Raw genomic sequence first — 18,158 nt, forward strand, 5'->3', positions numbered from 1 at the left:
TTATCTCATTATTTGAGGGTTAAACAAAACAAACTGATGGAAGTCTCATTTTATATGTGTACTTTCAAAATGCCTTGTCTCATTGCTTCTGTTAAAGCTTCGGAGCGTGATCCTACTTTTAATTTTTTGAAGATTTTTGTTAGGTTGTATTCTACAGCTCTTGAACTCATGTACAGTTCATCAGCAATTTGTTTATTGCTACTTCCTTTAGAGACGGATTCTAAGATTTCTAATTCTTTTTGTGTAAGAAGAGCGGTTTTATTTTCAAGTTGTTGAGTCGTTATATCGTCTGTACGTAGTTGACGTAATAACGAAATAGGAAGTAAAGTATATCCGTTTACAGCTGCACGAATTGCCATTAATAGCTCTTGCTGAGAAGCTGATTTACTAATAATTCCGCTGATACCAGAGTTTATTAATAAATTGAATTGGGATACGTATTCAAAACCTGTATATAAAATGATTTTTGCATCTGTTTGAATATGTAATATTTTCTGGGCGAGTTCAATACCACTACAATTGGGCATATTCATGTCCAAGAGGTATACGTCAAAAGGTGTAGCATCACTTTTTATAAGTGCTTCCTGTTCATTTAAAATATATTCTGCTTGCATATCTTCTTCTAATTCAATCATGCTCTTTGTTCCTTCGCCTACAATTTGATGATCATCTACAATTAATACTCGAATCATTATTTACCACCTCGGAACTGTAATGTTTATTTGAAGTCCTTTTTTAGCTTCGGATACTATATGTATTTCTCCACCAATTGATTGAAGCCTTCCTTTTATACCGGAAAGCCCCATATGCTGCTTAGGAGAGTGGGGAGTGTCTATATTAAAGCCTTTGCCGTTGTCTCGGTAGTCTAGGAAAATACAGTTATTCTCTTCCCATAAAAAAATCGATACGATGGTTGCCTCGGAATGTTTATCTGCGTTTGTTAGTAGTTCTTGAATGATACGATATAAAGATAAAATTTTGTCAAAATCGTAATGATGTTCTTGAATTGATTCATGATCAAATTGAATTTGAAACTGCACACGTAATTGTGTTTGGGCTAGCAATTCTCTTAATGCACCAATTAAACCAGCATCTGATAAAAGTGATGGACGCAATTCATTACATGTGTCGCGAATTTGTTGTATTACATCGTGCATACCGAAGTGGATTTTTTTTAGTTCATTTTTTAATTCTAGTGGAACGGATTTGTTTTTTAGTAAAGAGTCTAGTTTGCGGTACCATACGATTTGATCTTGTAATGCAGAGTCGTGTAAATCTGAAGCGAGTCGGCGCCTTTCTTGTTCAGAAATTTGAAAGAGTAGGCGTGATAAGCTTGCAGAATTTGTTTTGGATTCTAAACTCTCCTGCTCTAGAGAATGAATAATTTCATTAATGGTATACAAGTTTTCGTAAATAAGACGGACGTATGTCGTGACAGTGATGAACCATGATTTTTCATGCGTATTATATTTAATATTATTCACTTTTCTTCCAATCCAGATGTAGTGTTTTATATGGTTAGTAGAGTATAAGTAAATGCCGATGCATCCATCATCCTCTAATAAATCATTAATTAGTAATGCTGCCATACTCCATTTTTTCTTTTTAGAAAGTGTGAAATCTTTCGTTTGTCCATACCCGTTGCATTGTGTATATGTGTTGTCTTTCATATCATATTGAACAAATTGAACAAAAGAAGGTTTCAACATCGAAACGATTTCATTAGTGAATTTTTTCTCTAACTCTTCTGTTTTCATAATAGATGATAGCTGTGCGGTAAACTGTTCAATGTTTACGTATAAGTTTGTTTTAGTCCGAAAGAGGTGATTACGGAATGTAAAATCTAATCTTTCTTTTAATATGAGAAATAGAATGTTTAACGGGAAAATAATAATAAAACTTTGCAGCAGTCGAGAGAGAAAATTGTCTTTGTCATAAATGCTCCAGCTCGTAATGATTGCAATTAATAGAGTTGGGATTAGTGACAGAAATGCGTAATATCGTAAACGATCAAATACAAAATCTATATCAAAAATCTGCTTAGTCGCTACTAAATAAAAATAACCGATTGGAAGAGCGATTAGGAACATAGCTCCAATATCTGCTGAGAGAATCGGTGTACTGAATATTGCATCTGGAAGAGCATAGAGTGTAACGAACGGAAAGAAGGCAATGGAATGGATCGTGAGCATTAATTTTAAAAATGGTTTATGTACTGTATTGTGATATTTGATATAGGCACGGATTAAAAAGTATATGCAAAAGATAATATTTATTGAAAGGTAAATTAGTTCTAATCCATCGGTATTAACTACGGGAAATGGAATGAACATCATTAAAATAGAGAGTGATAGTAAAATGATGCCAATTGCAATGTCGATTTTTAGAAATCTCATAGAAATGACGTATAGTTGTTTTTTCTTGAATAATTCATTCAATAATAAAATGAGAGACATAGGTGTACCTTGAAATACAATACTTAAAATAATGAGGGCGATAAAATCACCTTTACCAGATTCAACTGCAATTAGAAGACTTGAGGAAGTCATGAATAGAAACGTGATCAAAAAGAATGTTTCTCGGTTCAAAGGCTTCTTGGTATAAAGAAAAATAGATAACCCTAAACAAATAAAAGCGAGTAGGAAGGGGAAGTATACAGAAATGATTTTGTCACGATAATCAATGAAATGTTCTGTTCCTTTATAAGTTTGAGTGATATCGTCTTTTTTAACTTGTATTTCAGATGCAGTTAGTGATTGGTTTTGATATCCAGGAAGTATTCCTAAATGAGGTTTCTCTTTATTAATTGAATAGATTATATCTCCTTCTTTTAAGTCTGTATGAAAAGCCCAACCGGAGGAATTAATTTTTGCTATTGTGTATGTAGCTGAGTCTGTTTTAGAAATAAGAACGCCGCTATATGGTTGGTTTATTTTATATAAGATATAGCCTTGTAAACAAAAATACAGGATAGTTACACATGAAATGAAAACGAAGTTACGTTGTATCTGCAACGGTTTGGACACCTCTCTTTGTAGGTACATCATTTAATTTCTGAATATTTTTATAATAACATTTAAGAAGTTTTCATACAATCAACTTCATCTGTTGAAATTGCGGTGAACCACATAAGAGTGGTTCGCTTTTTTTACGGTAAATACAGTACGGATTGCGGGCAATAGCATCAGAAAGAAGTCTATGATAAAGATACAACTTAACAAGTCAATGAAGGAGGAAATAGTTATGAAAAAGTTTTTGTTGATGGTAGGCGGGATTGTATTAGGAATGGCGGTTATTTATTTCGTAAAAAGCTAAAAGGAGCTGTTATGGATGGCATTTGAAATTCAAGGATTAAATAAAACATTTGGTGAATATAAAGCCGTTAATGATTTAAATATACGTGTAGAAGAAGGTGGAATTTTAGGGATGCTGGGCCGAAATGGTGCTGGTAAGACGACAACGATTCGTATGATCTTAGATTTAATCAAACCGGATAGCGGCCAAATTCTATGGAATAATCGCCCTTTTTCAAAGAAAGACCTATCTATTGGCTATTTACCAGAAGAGCGTGGATTATACCCGAAAATGAATGTAGTGGAGCAATTGGTGTATTTCGGCAAGTTAGAAGGAATGCCAGCTAATCTTGCAAAAAGGCATGCGTTACAATGGCTAGAAAAATTAGAAATGACACCACATTTAAAGAAGAAAACAGAGGAATTGTCAAAGGGAAATCAACAAAAAATCCAATTGATTTCAGCGATATTGCATAATCCGGAATTCATCATACTAGATGAACCATTTAGTGGATTGGATCCTGTAAATGCAGAGATGTTAAAAAATGTTGTGCTCGAGTTAATTGCGCAAAGAAAAACGATTATTTTTTGTAGTCATCAAATGGACAGTGTAGAAACGTTCTGTGAGGAAATTTGTATTATGAAAAACGGTCAACTTGTATTATCGGGTGCCTTGTCAGATATTAAGAAAAGTTATCAATATAAATATATGACGTTGCAAACGGAAGGGGATATTGAACCTATTCTTAAGGAGAAGAATTTCAATTTTGAAAAAGTTAATCGTACGTTCATGATTAAAGTTAATGATGGAGAGGATGCATTTTCGCTGCTTGAAGATATTAAAACTAAACAATATATCCGAGATGTTTCTATTAAAGAACCTTCTTTACATCAAATCTTTGTTGAAAAGGCGGGTGCATAAGTAATGAGGAATTTCTGGATTGTTTTAGGGCAAACGTACTGGGACCGTGTGAGAACGAAAATATTTATTGGGATGACATTGCTATTAATAGGAGGAGGGATATTCTTATTCTCTTTTCCAACTTTAGTACAAAAGTTTTCTGGAGAGAAAGAAAAAGCAAAGGTTGTATTTATTTCTGAAGTACCTAATGTTACGGTGGATCAATCTAATCTTAGTAAAGCTCTTCCAGAATGGGATTGGTCTTTGGGAGATAAAACAAAATTAAATCAATATAAGCAAGAATTGTTAGATAAGAAAGTCGAAGCGCTCTTTATATTAAAAGAGGGTGCGGGTGCTGAACCAGTATTAGATTACTTTATGAAGCTAGATAATCCTAAGTTGATTCAAAGTGCACAGGTATTTGTACAAAATCAGTATTTTCAAAGTGCGGTAGTTAAGCAGCAGTTATCAGAAGAGGCTGTGAAATCACTGACGATGAACGTGCAAGCGACAAAACAAAACTTAAATAATGAAGAAACAAGTTCATTTTTACTAGTATATTTATTAGTAGCGATTATGTACTTAGCAATCACTTCATATGGAAATGCTATCGCGACAGCAGTTGCATCAGAGAAAGCCTCACGTGTTATGGAAGTGATGGTCACAAAAGTATCTCCTGTCCATATGGTTTTCGGGAAAATTTTAGGAGTCGGTCTTGCTAGTTTGACACAGTTATTTATCTTCTTCTTTAGTATGGCGCTATATATTAAATCTGGAATTTTTAAAGTATCGGATTCGTTTTTTGGAGTGAATATTGATGTAAATATGATTACAGGTGAGCACGCTGCATATTTCTTGTTATATTTTGTTCTCGGTTACTTCGTTTATGCGGCACTTTTCGCAGTGTTTGGTTCTATGGTAAGCAGGCCAGAAGAATTATCTGGAACAACGATGCCAATTACTCTTATATTGATGGGGAGCTTAGTGGTGGAGTTATTAGTAGTACTTGATAACCCTGAAGGGCTAGTATCAAGAGTGACATCATATGTACCGTTTACAGCTCCAATTAGTATGATAGTTAGGATTATTAATGGGTCTGTGAGTGGTATGGAAATTGCAGCGTCTATATTGGTTCTGTTAAGTAGTATTAGCCTGATTTCTTTATTTGCTGCGAAAGTATATCCAAAGGGTATTTTGCGAAGCGGTAAGAGCTTGAAGTTATTTCAACTTTTGAAAAATAGTTGATTAGTGGAAGAGAAGATGGGATCTTCTCTTTTTTTTATTGCTCATTTTAATATCTTGTATTAATATTTACTATTAGTACTTAGTGTTAAAAATAAATATTATTATTTTCTTTCAATATTATTCAAATTTCGGTTGTAAGTTGTAAATCTCATTAATACATATAAATTAATAATATTTTGGAATGGGTGTCTGCGTGAGGATTCTCCTTTTACCAAACTTATTGTACAATAGAAACAAGGGGGAGATTAGTTTGAAGGCAAGTCTTTTACAAGAACAAAGCTTACGTTTGGCAATGACACAAGAGTTAAGGCAAGCGATTACAATGCTCCAGTATAATGTACAAGAATTATCGGAGTTTTTGTATGAGCAATCGTTAGAGAATCCCCTTATTGAGTTAGGTGGTTTTGAGAGGGAGAAGAAAAAGAGCTCTAACAACAGTAAAAGTACCAGCAAACAAGTCGAGAATCAGATGGAGATCTACAGTGTGGATTCTACAACGATTCAGCAACATTTATTAAATCAAATACAGTATTATAAAATAGATGAAGAAGAGCGAAAAGTAGCTTCTTTCATTATTATGAACATGGATGGAAATGGATATTTACAAGAAACGAATGAAGAGTTAGCAGAGCTCCTTTCTGCGCATATTCATGTAGTCGACCGCTCTGTAGAGCTTGTCCAATCACTGGAACCAGCAGGGGTAGGGGCGCGTAATATTCAGGAATGTTTAACCTTGCAATTGAAGCGCTTACAAAGACGGAATGGATTAGCAGAAGAGGTTGTAGAAGATCATTTCGCTTATTTTGTGAAGAAAGATTGGCGAAAGCTCGTTCAAGTGTTGAAATGTAGTAATGAGGAATTACAGAGTGCGGTAAATTGTATAACGTCATTACAACCAAAACCAGGTCTTGCGTTTTCTTCAGATAAACCACTTTATATTGTGCCTGATATGGCGGTGAAAAAAGATGGCGATCGCCTCGTTTTACAAATGAATGAGAGAAATATGCCGAGAATTGAAATTCATTCTGAATATAGTGCGCTTCTTAATAATAGTGAAAGTGAAGTAGCATCTTACGTATCAGAAAAGTATCAGCATGTGCAGTGGATTATGCGCAGTTTGAAGCAGAGAAAACAGACGCTGCTGCAAGTAATGACTATTATTATGGAAAAACAACATGATTTCTTCTGGAAAGGTCCAGAGTATTTAAGACCTCTCGCTTTAAAAGAGGTAGCGGAAGAGTTAAGTGTGCATGAATCGACAATTAGTCGTGCGACGCGAAATAAATATGTTCAAACACCACACGGTTTATTTGAGATGAAATCGTTCTTTAGCAATGCCGTTTCGACGACTGAAGATGAAGCAGTTTCTACAAAACGTGTAAAACAATTTATTCAAACGCTAATTGGGGCAGAGGATAAGAAAAAGCCACTTTCAGATCAAAAGATTTCAAAATTATTAGAAGAAGAGCATGAAATTGTTATTTCTCGAAGAACAGTGGCGAAGTATAGAGAACAAATGCATATCCCAGCTTCGTCATTACGAAAAACGATCGGATAGGTGAAGAAGATGAAAGTTGTACTGTATACTAAAAAAGATTGTGGCCTTTGCGTGAAGGCAAAACAAGTTTTACAGGAAGTACAATGTGAATATTCTTTTCAAATCGAGGAAATAGATATATATGAAGATAATGACCTTTTAGAAAAATATCACTTAATGATTCCGGTTGTAGAAATGGACGGAAAACAAGTAGAATATGGTAACATTCACAAAGGTGTCATAATAAACTATATAAAGAATGCAGTTAAGAGTTGAATAAGTTTCTATCTCCTGTTACAATAATACACGTAGCAGGGATTATTTTTTTAACCTATGTGGGACACAAAATGTCACTACGGGACGTAAAGTGACCACAAGGGAAAATGAACCGATGTAGTGAGGAGAAAAGATATGCGCTCATGGATTCAGAATACAAAAAAATTATTACCTGATCTGCTACCTGTTATGCAAACGAGAATGCAAATTCTTCAATACATTAGGCTCATGCAGCCGATTGGAAGAAGAAACTTATCAGCAAGTCTCGGTATGACAGAACGAGTATTGCGAAGTGAAGTTCAAGTTTTGAAAGAACAAAACTTAGTTCACGTCGCTTCTTCTGGAATGACTTTGACAGAAGAAGGAACAGCTTTAGTTCTTGCTTTGGAAGACTTTATGAAAGAAATTTCCGGGTTAAAGGTTTTAGAAAAGCAACTTAAGGAAACATTAGACTTGGATGAAGTTTTCGTTGTCCCTGGTGATAGTGATGAATCACCTTGGGTCAAACTGGAGATGGGCCGTGCTTGTGTGACTTGTATAAAAGACCGTCTGACAGCGAATAATATCGTTGCTGTGGCTGGAGGAACTACGCTAGCTGCTGCTGCGGACATGATGCAACTTGATTGCAAAGATTTACATATGCTATTTGTCCCAGCACGTGGTGGAATTGGAGAAGGCGTCGAGTTAGAAGCCAATACCATTTGTGCCAAGATGGCGCAAAATACGATGAGTAATTATCGCTTATTGTATGTTCCAGATCATGTTAGCAGCGAAGCATATGCGTCTATTGTGACAGAGCCTTCCGTGAAAGAAGTTCTTGAGTTGATTCGATCTTCCAATATCGTCATTCATGGAATAGGTGATGCGTTAACAATGGCACGTCGCAGAAGTACTTCAGAAGCAGATTGGTTAAAGATTCAGGCAAGCGAAGCAGTTGGCGAAGCTTTCGGTTACTACTTTAATGAAGAAGGAAATGTTGTTCATAAAGTACGAACAGTTGGTATGCAACTAGAGGATTTACAAAATGTATCTCACGTTGTTGCAGTCGCTGGAGGTTCTTCAAAGGCAAAAGCAATACAGGCTGTAATTAAACAAGGGCACACTTCAATTCTAATTACAGATGAAGGTGCAGCAAAACAGTTAACAAAGGGTTTTACCCTTTAATATAATCCCCCAAGGAGGAAATTCAAATGACTAAAATTGGTATTAATGGATTTGGACGTATCGGACGTAACGTATTCCGCGCAGCTCTTAACAACTCTGAGGTAGAAGTAGTAGCAATCAACGACTTAACAGATGCTAAAACATTAGCTCACCTTTTAAAATATGACACAGTTCACGGAACTTTAAATGCAGAAGTATCTGCTAACGAAAACAGCATCGTTGTTAACGGTAAAGAAATTAAAGTTATCGCTGAGCGTGACCCAGCTCAATTACCATGGAGCGACTACGGAGTAGAAGTAGTAGTAGAATCTACTGGCCGTTTCACTAAAAAATCAGATGCTGAGAAACACTTAGGTGGATCAGTTAAGAAAGTTATCATCTCAGCTCCAGCTTCTGACGAAGATATCACTGTAGTTATGGGTGTTAACCACGAACAATACGATGCAGCTAACCACAACGTAGTATCTAACGCTTCTTGTACTACAAACTGTCTAGCTCCATTCGCTAAAGTATTAAACGAAAAATTCGGCGTAAAACGCGGAATGATGACAACAATTCACTCTTACACTAACGACCAACAAATCTTAGACTTACCACACAAAGATTTACGTCGTGCTCGTGCAGCAGCTGAAAACATGATCCCAACATCTACTGGTGCAGCTAAAGCTGTAGCATTAGTATTACCAGAACTTAAAGGTAAATTAAACGGTGGCGCTGTACGTGTTCCAACTGCTAACGTTTCTCTAGTTGACCTAGTTGTTGAACTTGACAAAGAAGTAACAGTTGAAGAAGTAAATGCAGCATTCAAAGCAGCAGCTGAAGGCGAATTAAAAGGTATCCTTGGATACAGCGAAGAGCCATTAGTATCTATCGACTATAACGGATGTACAGCTTCTTCTACAATCGATGCATTATCTACAATGGTAATGGAAGGTAACATGGTTAAAGTACTTTCTTGGTACGATAACGAAACTGGTTACTCTAACCGCGTAGTAGACCTAGCAGCTTACATGACTTCAAAAGGTCTTTAATTCTTAATTATATAAGTTATCAATGACAAAACGAGGGAGAGGGTTTGTTCCCTCTCTCTCTTCTTTCGTTTTAAAAGCAAATGTGTTAAGCTTTTGAGTGGGTTTTGTCAATCCTAACTAGTAGTCGGAGGGAAATCCAATGAACAAAAAATCAATTCGTGACGTAGATTTAAAAGGTAAGCGTGTATTTTGCCGCGTTGATTTCAACGTACCTATGAAAGAAGGCAAAATTACAGATGAAACTCGTATCCGTGCAGCTCTTCCTACAATTCAATATTTAGTAGAGCAAGGTGCGAAAGTTATTTTAGCAAGTCACTTAGGCCGTCCAAAAGGTCAAGTAGTAGAAGAAATGCGTTTAACTCCAGTAGCAGCACGTTTAGGCGAGCTTCTTGGTAAAGACGTTAAAAAAGCGGACGAAGCATTCGGACCAGTTGCACAAGAAATGGTTGCAGCAATGAACGAAGGCGACGTATTAGTTCTTGAAAACGTACGTTTCTATGCGGGCGAAGAAAAGAACGATGCAGAACTTGCGAAAGAATTTGCAGCACTTGCTGACATCTTCGTAAACGATGCATTTGGTGCAGCTCACCGTGCTCACGCTTCTACAGCAGGTATCGCAGACTACCTACCAGCAGTATCTGGTCTATTAATGGAAAAAGAGTTAGATGTACTTGGTAAAGCACTTTCTAACCCAGAACGTCCATTTACAGCTATTATCGGTGGTGCGAAAGTAAAAGATAAAATCGGTGTAATTCGTCATCTATTAGACAAAGTAGATAACTTAATCATCGGTGGTGGACTTGCTTACACATTCGTTAAAGCTTTAGGTCATGAAATTGGTCTATCTCTATGTGAAGACGACAAGATCGAACTAGCTAAAGAATTTATGCAACTTGCAAAAGAAAAAGGCGTAAACTTCTACATGCCAGTTGATGTTGTAATCACTGAGGAATTCTCTGAAACTGCAACAACTAAAATCGTTGGTATCGACTCTATCCCTTCTAACTGGGAAGGCGTGGACATCGGTCCTAAAACACGTGAAATTTATGCAGATGTAATTAAAAATTCTAAGCTTGTTGTATGGAATGGACCAATGGGTGTATTCGAAATGACTCCATTCGCAGAAGGTACAAAAGCAGTAGGACAAGCATTAGCAGATGCAGAAGATACATACTCTGTTATCGGCGGTGGTGACTCTGCAGCAGCTGTTGAAAAATTCGGTATGGCTGATAAAATGAGCCACATTTCTACTGGCGGCGGTGCGTCATTAGAATTCATGGAAGGTAAAGAGCTTCCAGGTGTAGTTTGTCTTAACGACAAATAAGTAGCAGCCAAAGAAAAAGGACGGTGCAAAGCATGCGTAAACCAATTATCGCAGGTAACTGGAAAATGAATAAAACTCTATCAGAAGCAGTTAGCTTCGTAGAGGAAGTTAAAGGTCAAATCCCAGCAGCTTCAGCTGTTGATGCAGTAGTTTGCTCTCCAGCTCTATTCTTAGAGCGCCTTGTAGCAGCAACTGAAGGAACTGACTTACAAGTAGGTGCACAAAACATGCACTTCGAAAAAAATGGTGCATTCACTGGCGAAATTAGCCCAGTAGCACTTAGCGACTTAAAAGTTGGCTATGTAGTACTTGGCCACTCTGAGCGTCGTGAAATGTTTGCTGAAACAGATGAGTCAGTAAACAAAAAGACTATCGCAGCATTTGAACATGGTTTAACACCAATCGTATGTTGTGGTGAGACTTTAGAAGAGCGCGAAAGCGGAAAAACATTTGATCTAGTAGCAGGTCAAGTGACAAAAGCACTTGCAGGTTTAACAGAAGAGCAAGTTAAAGCAACTGTTATCGCTTATGAGCCAATCTGGGCTATCGGTACAGGTAAATCTTCTTCTTCTGCAGATGCAAACGAAGTATGTGCGCACATCCGTAAAGTTGTTGCAGAAGCTGTTTCTCCAGAAGCTGCAGAAGCTGTTCGTATCCAATACGGCGGTAGCGTAAAACCAGAAAACATTAAAGAGTATATGGCACAATCTGACATCGACGGCGCTTTAGTTGGCGGTGCTAGCTTAGAGCCAGCTTCGTTCTTAGGTCTTCTGGGGGCGGTAAAATGAGAAAGCCAACAGCTTTAATCATTCTTGACGGTTTCGGACTTCGTGAAGAAACTTACGGGAATGCTGTAGCACAAGCTAAGAAACCTAATTTTGATGGCTACTGGAACAAATTCCCTCACACAACGCTTACAGCTTGTGGCGAGGCAGTAGGTCTTCCAGAAGGTCAAATGGGTAACTCTGAGGTTGGTCACTTAAATATCGGTGCTGGCCGCATTGTATATCAAAGCTTAACACGCGTTAACGTTGCAATTCGTGAAGGTGAGTTCGATAAGAACGAAACGTTCCAAAGTGCAATTAAAAGCGTAAAAGAAAAAGGTACTGCACTTCATTTATTCGGTTTACTTTCTGACGGTGGTGTGCACAGTCACATGAATCACATGTTTGCTCTTCTTCGCTTAGCAGCTAAAGAAGGCGTTGAGAAAGTATACATTCATGCATTCTTAGATGGCCGCGATGTTGGACCAAAAACAGCACAAAGCTATATCGATGCAACAAATGAAGTAATTAAAGAAACAGGAGTAGGACAATTCGCGACTATCTCTGGTCGTTATTACTCCATGGACCGTGACAAGCGTTGGGATCGCGTAGAAAAATGTTACCGTGCTATGGTGAATGGTGAAGGCCCTACTTATAAATCAGCAGAAGAGTGTGTAGAAGACTCTTATGCGAACGGTATCTATGATGAATTCGTATTGCCGTCTGTAATTGTTAACGAAGATAACACGCCAGTTGCAACAATCAATGATGATGATGCAGTTATCTTCTATAACTTCCGTCCAGACCGTGCAATTCAAATTGCTCGTGTATTTACAAACGAAGACTTCCGTGAGTTCGATCGTGGTGAAAAAGTACCTCACATTCCAGAATTCGTATGTATGACACACTTCAGTGAAACTGTAGATGGTTACGTGGCATTCAAGCCAATGAACCTTGATAACACTTTAGGTGAAGTTGTTGCGCAAGCGGGATTAAAGCAACTTCGCATCGCGGAAACTGAAAAGTATCCGCACGTTACATTCTTCTTTAGCGGTGGTCGTGAGGCTGAATTCCCAGGAGAAGAGCGTATCTTAATTAACTCACCAAAGGTTGCAACGTATGACTTGAAACCTGAAATGAGCATTTACGAAGTAACGGACGCTTTAGTAAATGAAATCGAAAATGATAAACATGATGTTATCATTCTTAACTTTGCGAACTGTGATATGGTTGGCCATTCTGGGATGATGGAACCAACAATTAAAGCAGTAGAAGCAACTGACGAATGTTTAGGAAAAGTTGTAGAAGCGATTCTTGCAAAAGATGGTGTAGCACTTATTACTGCTGACCATGGTAATGCGGATGAAGAATTAACTTCTGAAGGAGAGCCAATGACAGCTCATACAACTAACCCGGTTCCTTTCATCGTTACTAAGAACGACGTAGAATTACGTGAAGATGGTATCTTAGGAGATATCGCTCCAACAATGCTTACACTTTTAAATGTGGAACAACCGAAAGAAATGACAGGTAAAACAATTATTAAATAATTTGCTTATATAAAAAGGAGAGAATTTATTATGTCAACAATTATTGATGTTTATGCTCGCGAAGTCCTTGACTCTCGTGGTAACCCAACTGTAGAAGTAGAAGTTTACACAGAAAGCGGCGCTTTCGGACGCGCTATCGTACCAAGTGGTGCATCTACTGGTGAGCACGAAGCAGTAGAATTACGTGACGGTGACAAATCTCGTTACCTTGGTAAAGGTGTTGTTAACGCAGTAAACAACGTTAACGAAATTATTGCTCCAGAAATCGCTGGTTTCGATGTAACTGACCAAGCTGGTATCGACCGTGCTATGATCGAATTAGATGGCACTCCAAACAAAGGTAAACTAGGCGCTAACGCTATCCTTGGTGTATCTATGGCAGTAGCTCACGCAGCAGCTGACTTCGTAGGTCTTCCATTATACCGTTACCTTGGTGGATTCAATGCAAAACAATTACCAACTCCAATGATGAACATCATCAACGGTGGTTCTCACGCTGATAACAACGTTGACTTCCAAGAGTTCATGATCTTACCAGTTGGTGCTCCAACATTCAAAGAATCAATCCGTATGGGTGCTGAAGTATTCCATGCACTTAAAGCTGTATTACATGACAAAGGTCTTAACACTGCAGTAGGTGACGAAGGTGGATTCGCTCCAAACCTTGGTTCTAACCGTGAAGCTTTAGAAGTAATCATCGAAGCTATCGAAAAAGCTGGTTACAAAGCTGGCGAGAACGTATTCTTAGGAATGGACGTTGCTTCTTCTGAGTTCTACAACAAAGAAACTGGTAAATATGACCTTGCAGGCGAAGGCCGTACTGGCTTAACTTCTGCAGAAATGGTTGATTTCTATGAAGAGCTTTGCAAAGACTTCCCAATCATCTCTATCGAAGATGGTTTAGACGAAAACGACTGGGATGGTCACAAATTATTAACTGAGCGTATCGGTGATAAAGTACAATTAGTTGGTGACGATTTATTCGTAACTAACACTCAAAAACTTGCTGAAGGTATCGAAAAAGGTATCTCTAACTCAATCTTAATTAAAGTTAACCAAATCGGTACTTTAACTGAGACTTTCGAAGCTATCGAAATGGCTAAGCGTGCTGGTTACACAGCAGTTGTATCTCACCGTTCTGGTGAAACTGAAGATGCTACAATCGCTGACATCGCAGTTGCAACTAACGCTGGCCAAATCAAAACTGGTTCTATGAGCCGTACTGACCGTATTGCTAAGTACAACCAATTATTACGCATCGAAGACGAACTAGGCGAAATCGCTGTTTACGATGGTATCAAATCTTTCTATAACATCAAACGATAATTGTAGAAAATAAACGACAGACCGTGAGAAATCACGGTCTGTTTTTTTATGCTAAAATTGTTCACCCGTCATAAGTGACATGAAATGTTTGAAGAAGCGGTTATAGTCAAAATCAATTGCAATTTGATGAACCGGCCAATCAATAAATGGCTTCTGGTTCACTAGAGAGCGAAATTCCCCTATGCTTGCTCCTTGTGCAGAGGATTCTGTCATGACAACAATAGGTGATTTATGATACGTGAACATAGAGTTATCAAATAAAGCGAGTATTGGCATTGTGTCATGGAAGGGGCTCCCCTTTAAATGTGGTAGGGCGTCTTTATAATATCCGTAGTAATAATGATCAAATAACGGTTTGACAAGTGGGGCTTTTCCTTTTGCTTCAATATACTCTGCCATTTCTGGTGTAATGACGGAATATTGGGTAACGTTTAATGGGTATATGTACATGTTAGCTGTAGATTGAAGGACTATATTAGCAGCGGTAGGATCGCCATAAAAGTTTGCTTCGGAAATAGGGGTAACATTACCAGGATGTAAAAAGGCACCGCCCATTACGTAGTAAGATTTAACTTGCTTCATTAACTGTTTACATACGATGAATAAAATTGCTAGGGAGGTAAGTCTTCCTAAACTTACAATGATTAATTCATCTTTATACTGTTCAATAAGAGGAATGACTTCAAAAAAATTCTCCATTTCTCCGTTAGTCACATTCACCTTTGGAATAATTGGACCGAGCCCCTGTTTCCCATGTACATCCGTAAAAAACGCAGGTGGGGCACCAGTAAGGGGACGTTCTGAACCACCGAATATCTTGATATTTCTATTCTTTGTTTCGTTATTAAAAAAATGAGCATTTTCTACGGCCATTTTTTTTGGAACATTGCCGTAATCAGCAACGATACCAACGATTTCTATTTCATCGATAAAGAATGCTAAGAGGAGAGCCATCGTATCATCAATCCCAGGATCACAAAAAATGAGAACTTTTTTGGGCATATGTTCACCACCTATCTTGTTTATCCCGTACAAATCCGCTTGGCGAGGGCTAATAATTAATGAAGATGAGGAAAACCTCATTGATTAAAGTTTCACTTTATATATATGTAAGTTTAAGAATAAAAAGATTATTTTATTGAAATAATAGTCTTTTAAATTCAGAAAATAAAAACTTTTTATATTAGGTCAAGGTTTTTGACATAATTTCCGTTTGGAAATGCAGTCATATCAAGGTTGTAAGCGTATAACATAGGCTGTTTTTGCTGTCAAGTTGATAAATTGCAGCTTTTTACAATTTATACTATGATAAAGATATTAACAGAAGATCGTATAAACATGAGGGATGATGAACATGAAATTTACAAAGATTCTTGTCCAAATTGCTGCTCTTTACGTGTTTTATATGGTTGGAACTTGGGTGCAAGAAATGTTAAATATTCCGATTCCAGGAAGTTTGATTGGAATGTTCCTCTTACTTGTTTTACTTAGCCTAAAAGTTCTTCCAGTGAAATGGTTCGATTTAGGAGCAGAAACACTCGTTGCTATTATGCCGTTTTTATTAATTCCGCCAACGCTTGGCCTAATGAATTACGGTGCTTTTTTTATGAGTAAAGGAATTTCTCTTTTCATTACAGTTGTAGCGAGTACATTTTTAATTATTATTGTCGCAGGACATACAGGACAATATCTTGCGAATAGGAAGGAAAGAGAGTCGCGATGAGCCAAATATTAATCGGAATCGGTTGGGTTCTTTTTACGGTGCTATTATATCAATTATCTAAAAAAATCTATAAATTATTTCCAACACCATTCACCATTCCAATGCTTGTAGCAACTGGATTAATGGCTTTTCTATTTATCGTGCTTGATATACCATATCAACATTATATGGAAAGTGGTGGTGGCTGGATTGCAAAGCTACTTGGACCCGGTGTTGTAGCATTTGCAATTCCTCTTTATAAACAACGTCATGTTCTGCAAAAATATGTTGTACCGATTGCTGGCGGGGTATTAGTAGGTACAACAGTTGCAATCGCTAGTGATTTTGCGATTGCTTCACTTATGGGAACGGATAAAAGCTTAATCTTATCGTCATTACCAAAATCGGTGACAATGCCAGTTGCGATGAGTGTTTCAGAGCAAGTCGGTGGTGTACCTTCCTTAACAGCAGCTTTCGTTGTTATCGCAGGTATTACTGGAACGATTACAGGACCCCTTTTATTAAAATGGAGCCGTGTTACAAACTCAGTTGGTAAAGGTATCGGATTTGGATGTGCTTCTCATATTATGGGCGTGATGAGAGCGATGAAAAATAACGAACATGAAGGTGTTATTGGATCGGTAACAATGACATTAACAGCAATTTTGACATGTTTACTTGGACCGTTATTTGCGATGATGTTTATGTAATAGAAGAAAAGCGAGAGCGCCTCTATAGCTCTCGCTTTTCTATAGAATTTATGCTACAGTTACAATAACTGAATCTTTGTAGGAGGTACGCCAAGTGCATACGTTATTATCAGTTTTACTTATTATTGTATCGATTTTAATGATTGTTATGGTACTTATGCAATCTAGTAATAGCTCAGGCCTTTCAGGTGCAATTTCAGGCGGTGCGGAGCAATTATTTGGTAAGCAAAAGGCACGTGGAATTGAAGCGGTATTAAACCGTATTACAATTGTTTTAGCTGTATTGTTCTTTGTATTAACAATTGGTGTTACGTACTTCAATTTATAGAATTGAAAGAAGAAGCGTTAGTGAATGGTACTAATGGTTCTTCTTTTTTTGTTTTGCTATTTGAAAGATGTTTCTAATTAGATTATAGAAATACAAATATGGTACACTAGATATAGAAAGAATACGACTAGATTACAGAAGAGAAAGAGGAGAAATACATGATGAAATTAGCATCTCCGAAACCATTTACATTTGAGGGTGGAGACCGCGCTGTTTTATTACTACATGGATTCACAGGGAACTCAGCTGATGTACGTATGTTAGGGCGTTTCTTAGAAAAGAAAGGCTATACTTGTCATGCGCCAATTTATAAAGGGCACGGTGTACCACCAGAAGAGCTTGTTCATACAGGGCCTACAGATTGGTGGCAAGATGTAACGGAGGCATATCAGCTTTTAAAAGATAAAGGTTTTGAGAAAATTGCTGTTGTTGGATTGTCACTCGGCGGCGTATTTTCTTTAAAATTAGGTTATACAGTACCGGTTTTAGGTGTAGTACCAATGTGTGCACCGATGTATATTAAGAGCGAAGAAACGATGTACCAAGGTATATTGGCATATGCCCGCGAATATAAAAAACGTGAGCAAAAATCACCTGAACAAATTGAACAAGAAATGTTGGAATTCCAAAAGACACCGATGAATACATTAAAAGCATTACAACAATTAATTGCTGACGTACGTAACAATGTGGATATGATTTATGCACCAACATTTGTTGTACAAGCACGTCATGACGAAATGATTAATACAGATAGTGCTAACATTATTTATAATGGTGTAGAATCTACGTTAAAAGACATTAAATGGTATGAAGACTCTACGCATGTCATTACACTTGATAAACAACGTGACGAGCTACATGAGGATGTATATAACTTCTTGGAGCAACTAGATTGGTAAGATCTAGTTGCCTCTTTTTTTCATAAGGAATTTTTTGTGAAAACTGTAAAAATCATAAGGGGAGTATTGAAGTTTCACTTTATACATCCCCTATCTTTCGGATAC

Annotated in this window: 17 protein-coding genes; 14 read left to right on the forward strand and 3 right to left on the reverse strand. The window is 37.4% G+C overall.

Features of this window, described 5'->3' with window-relative positions; genetic code table 11:
- Nucleotides 1–50: 50 nt before the first annotated feature.
- Together HMAS_RS22450 and HMAS_RS22455 are read right to left on the reverse strand one after the other, a co-directional pair.
- Nucleotides 51–692 (reverse strand): response regulator, encoded by a 642-nt coding sequence (locus HMAS_RS22450; protein WP_000621765.1) that lies wholly within the window; start codon nucleotides 690–692, stop codon nucleotides 51–53.
- Nucleotides 693–695: 3 nt separating this feature from the next.
- Nucleotides 696–3,047: a sensor histidine kinase gene (locus tag HMAS_RS22455; protein WP_414635043.1), complete on the reverse strand. Its 2,352-nt coding sequence runs from the start codon at nucleotides 3,045–3,047 to the stop codon at nucleotides 696–698.
- A gap of 283 nt (nucleotides 3,048–3,330) precedes the next feature.
- Here HMAS_RS22455 and HMAS_RS22460 point away from each other — a divergent pair, with 283 nt between their 5' ends.
- The 10 genes from HMAS_RS22460 (at nucleotide 3,331) to eno (ending at nucleotide 14,411) form a co-directional block, all read left to right on the forward strand.
- Entirely contained in the window at nucleotides 3,331–4,215 is an 885-nt protein-coding gene (locus tag HMAS_RS22460) for an ABC transporter ATP-binding protein (RefSeq protein ID WP_000863491.1), read from the forward strand.
- Between the two features lie 3 nt (nucleotides 4,216–4,218).
- Nucleotides 4,219–5,439 (forward strand): ABC transporter permease, encoded by a 1,221-nt coding sequence (locus tag HMAS_RS22465; protein WP_001243610.1) that lies wholly within the window; start codon nucleotides 4,219–4,221, stop codon nucleotides 5,437–5,439.
- A 250-nt stretch (nucleotides 5,440–5,689) separates the two neighbouring features.
- Nucleotides 5,690–6,997: an RNA polymerase factor sigma-54 gene (gene rpoN, locus HMAS_RS22470; protein WP_114555877.1), complete on the forward strand. Its 1,308-nt coding sequence runs from the start codon at nucleotides 5,690–5,692 to the stop codon at nucleotides 6,995–6,997.
- Nucleotides 6,998–7,006: 9 nt separating this feature from the next.
- A complete protein-coding gene (locus tag HMAS_RS22475) occupies nucleotides 7,007–7,252 on the forward strand; it encodes a glutaredoxin family protein (protein ID WP_000869730.1) in 246 nt (81 codons plus the stop codon).
- A 135-nt stretch (nucleotides 7,253–7,387) separates the two neighbouring features.
- Nucleotides 7,388–8,416: a gapA transcriptional regulator CggR gene (cggR, locus tag HMAS_RS22480; protein ID WP_001258185.1), complete on the forward strand. Its 1,029-nt coding sequence runs from the start codon at nucleotides 7,388–7,390 to the stop codon at nucleotides 8,414–8,416.
- A 26-nt stretch (nucleotides 8,417–8,442) separates the two neighbouring features.
- Nucleotides 8,443–9,447 (forward strand): type I glyceraldehyde-3-phosphate dehydrogenase, encoded by a 1,005-nt coding sequence (gene gap, locus HMAS_RS22485; protein WP_000161236.1) that lies wholly within the window; start codon nucleotides 8,443–8,445, stop codon nucleotides 9,445–9,447.
- Nucleotides 9,448–9,586: 139 nt separating this feature from the next.
- Nucleotides 9,587–10,771, forward strand: coding sequence for a phosphoglycerate kinase (locus HMAS_RS22490; protein WP_001036350.1), 1,185 nt, complete (start codon nucleotides 9,587–9,589; stop codon nucleotides 10,769–10,771).
- A 32-nt stretch (nucleotides 10,772–10,803) separates the two neighbouring features.
- Nucleotides 10,804–11,559, forward strand: a complete 756-nt coding sequence (tpiA, locus tag HMAS_RS22495) for a triose-phosphate isomerase (RefSeq protein ID WP_001231038.1) — start codon at nucleotides 10,804–10,806, stop codon at nucleotides 11,557–11,559.
- Nucleotides 11,556–13,085 carry a 2,3-bisphosphoglycerate-independent phosphoglycerate mutase gene (gpmI, locus tag HMAS_RS22500; RefSeq protein ID WP_063219974.1) on the forward strand — a complete coding sequence of 510 codons (1,530 nt, stop codon included), beginning with the start codon at nucleotides 11,556–11,558 and terminating at the stop codon, nucleotides 13,083–13,085. Before tpiA ends, gpmI begins: the two co-directional genes overlap by 4 nt.
- Nucleotides 13,086–13,115: 30 nt before the next feature.
- Nucleotides 13,116–14,411 (forward strand): phosphopyruvate hydratase, encoded by a 1,296-nt coding sequence (gene eno, locus HMAS_RS22505; RefSeq protein WP_000103951.1) that lies wholly within the window; start codon nucleotides 13,116–13,118, stop codon nucleotides 14,409–14,411.
- A gap of 51 nt (nucleotides 14,412–14,462) precedes the next feature.
- On the opposite strand, the gene HMAS_RS22510 is transcribed toward eno, so the two are convergent.
- Entirely contained in the window at nucleotides 14,463–15,413 is a 951-nt protein-coding gene (locus tag HMAS_RS22510; RefSeq protein WP_001125055.1) for a nucleoside hydrolase, read from the reverse strand.
- 352 nt (nucleotides 15,414–15,765) lie between these two features.
- Here HMAS_RS22510 and HMAS_RS22515 point away from each other — a divergent pair, with 352 nt between their 5' ends.
- The 4 genes from HMAS_RS22515 to estA all read left to right on the forward strand — a co-directional run bounded on the left by HMAS_RS22515 (nucleotide 15,766) and on the right by estA (nucleotide 18,053).
- Nucleotides 15,766–16,134, forward strand: coding sequence for a CidA/LrgA family holin-like protein (locus HMAS_RS22515; protein ID WP_000673222.1), 369 nt, complete (start codon nucleotides 15,766–15,768; stop codon nucleotides 16,132–16,134).
- On the forward strand, nucleotides 16,131–16,823 hold the full coding sequence (locus HMAS_RS22520; RefSeq protein WP_000078304.1) for an LrgB family protein: 693 nt from the start codon (nucleotides 16,131–16,133) through the stop codon (nucleotides 16,821–16,823). Before HMAS_RS22515 ends, HMAS_RS22520 begins: the two co-directional genes overlap by 4 nt.
- Nucleotides 16,824–16,917: 94 nt before the next feature.
- Nucleotides 16,918–17,151, forward strand: coding sequence for a preprotein translocase subunit SecG (secG, locus tag HMAS_RS22525; RefSeq protein WP_000557264.1), 234 nt, complete (start codon nucleotides 16,918–16,920; stop codon nucleotides 17,149–17,151).
- A gap of 161 nt (nucleotides 17,152–17,312) precedes the next feature.
- Nucleotides 17,313–18,053, forward strand: a complete 741-nt coding sequence (gene estA / locus HMAS_RS22530; protein ID WP_000761986.1) for a carboxylesterase — start codon at nucleotides 17,313–17,315, stop codon at nucleotides 18,051–18,053.
- Nucleotides 18,054–18,158 lie beyond the last annotated feature (105 nt).

This window comes from Bacillus sp. HMA207 (genome assembly GCF_003402455.1).
Lineage (GTDB): Bacteria > Bacillota > Bacilli > Bacillales > Bacillaceae_G > Bacillus_A > Bacillus_A cereus.

Bases quoted from the DNA above. Each gene is read 5' to 3' on its own strand.
- HMAS_RS22450 (WP_000621765.1), bottom strand. From the start codon at position 692: ATGATTCGAGTATTAATTGTAGATGATCATCAAATTGTAGGCGAAGGA.
- HMAS_RS22455 (WP_414635043.1), bottom strand. From the start codon at position 3,047: ATGATGTACCTACAAAGAGAGGTGTCCAAACCGTTGCAGATACAACGT.
- HMAS_RS22460 (WP_000863491.1), top strand. From the start codon at position 3,331: ATGGCATTTGAAATTCAAGGATTAAATAAAACATTTGGTGAATATAAA.
- HMAS_RS22465 (WP_001243610.1), top strand. From the start codon at position 4,219: ATGAGGAATTTCTGGATTGTTTTAGGGCAAACGTACTGGGACCGTGTG.
- HMAS_RS22475 (WP_000869730.1), top strand. From the start codon at position 7,007: ATGAAAGTTGTACTGTATACTAAAAAAGATTGTGGCCTTTGCGTGAAG.
- cggR (WP_001258185.1), top strand. From the start codon at position 7,388: ATGCGCTCATGGATTCAGAATACAAAAAAATTATTACCTGATCTGCTA.
- gap (WP_000161236.1), top strand. From the start codon at position 8,443: ATGACTAAAATTGGTATTAATGGATTTGGACGTATCGGACGTAACGTA.
- HMAS_RS22490 (WP_001036350.1), top strand. From the start codon at position 9,587: ATGAACAAAAAATCAATTCGTGACGTAGATTTAAAAGGTAAGCGTGTA.
- tpiA (WP_001231038.1), top strand. From the start codon at position 10,804: ATGCGTAAACCAATTATCGCAGGTAACTGGAAAATGAATAAAACTCTA.
- gpmI (WP_063219974.1), top strand. From the start codon at position 11,556: ATGAGAAAGCCAACAGCTTTAATCATTCTTGACGGTTTCGGACTTCGT.
- eno (WP_000103951.1), top strand. From the start codon at position 13,116: ATGTCAACAATTATTGATGTTTATGCTCGCGAAGTCCTTGACTCTCGT.
- HMAS_RS22510 (WP_001125055.1), bottom strand. From the start codon at position 15,413: ATGCCCAAAAAAGTTCTCATTTTTTGTGATCCTGGGATTGATGATACG.
- HMAS_RS22515 (WP_000673222.1), top strand. From the start codon at position 15,766: ATGAAATTTACAAAGATTCTTGTCCAAATTGCTGCTCTTTACGTGTTT.
- HMAS_RS22520 (WP_000078304.1), top strand. From the start codon at position 16,131: ATGAGCCAAATATTAATCGGAATCGGTTGGGTTCTTTTTACGGTGCTA.
- estA (WP_000761986.1), top strand. From the start codon at position 17,313: ATGAAATTAGCATCTCCGAAACCATTTACATTTGAGGGTGGAGACCGC.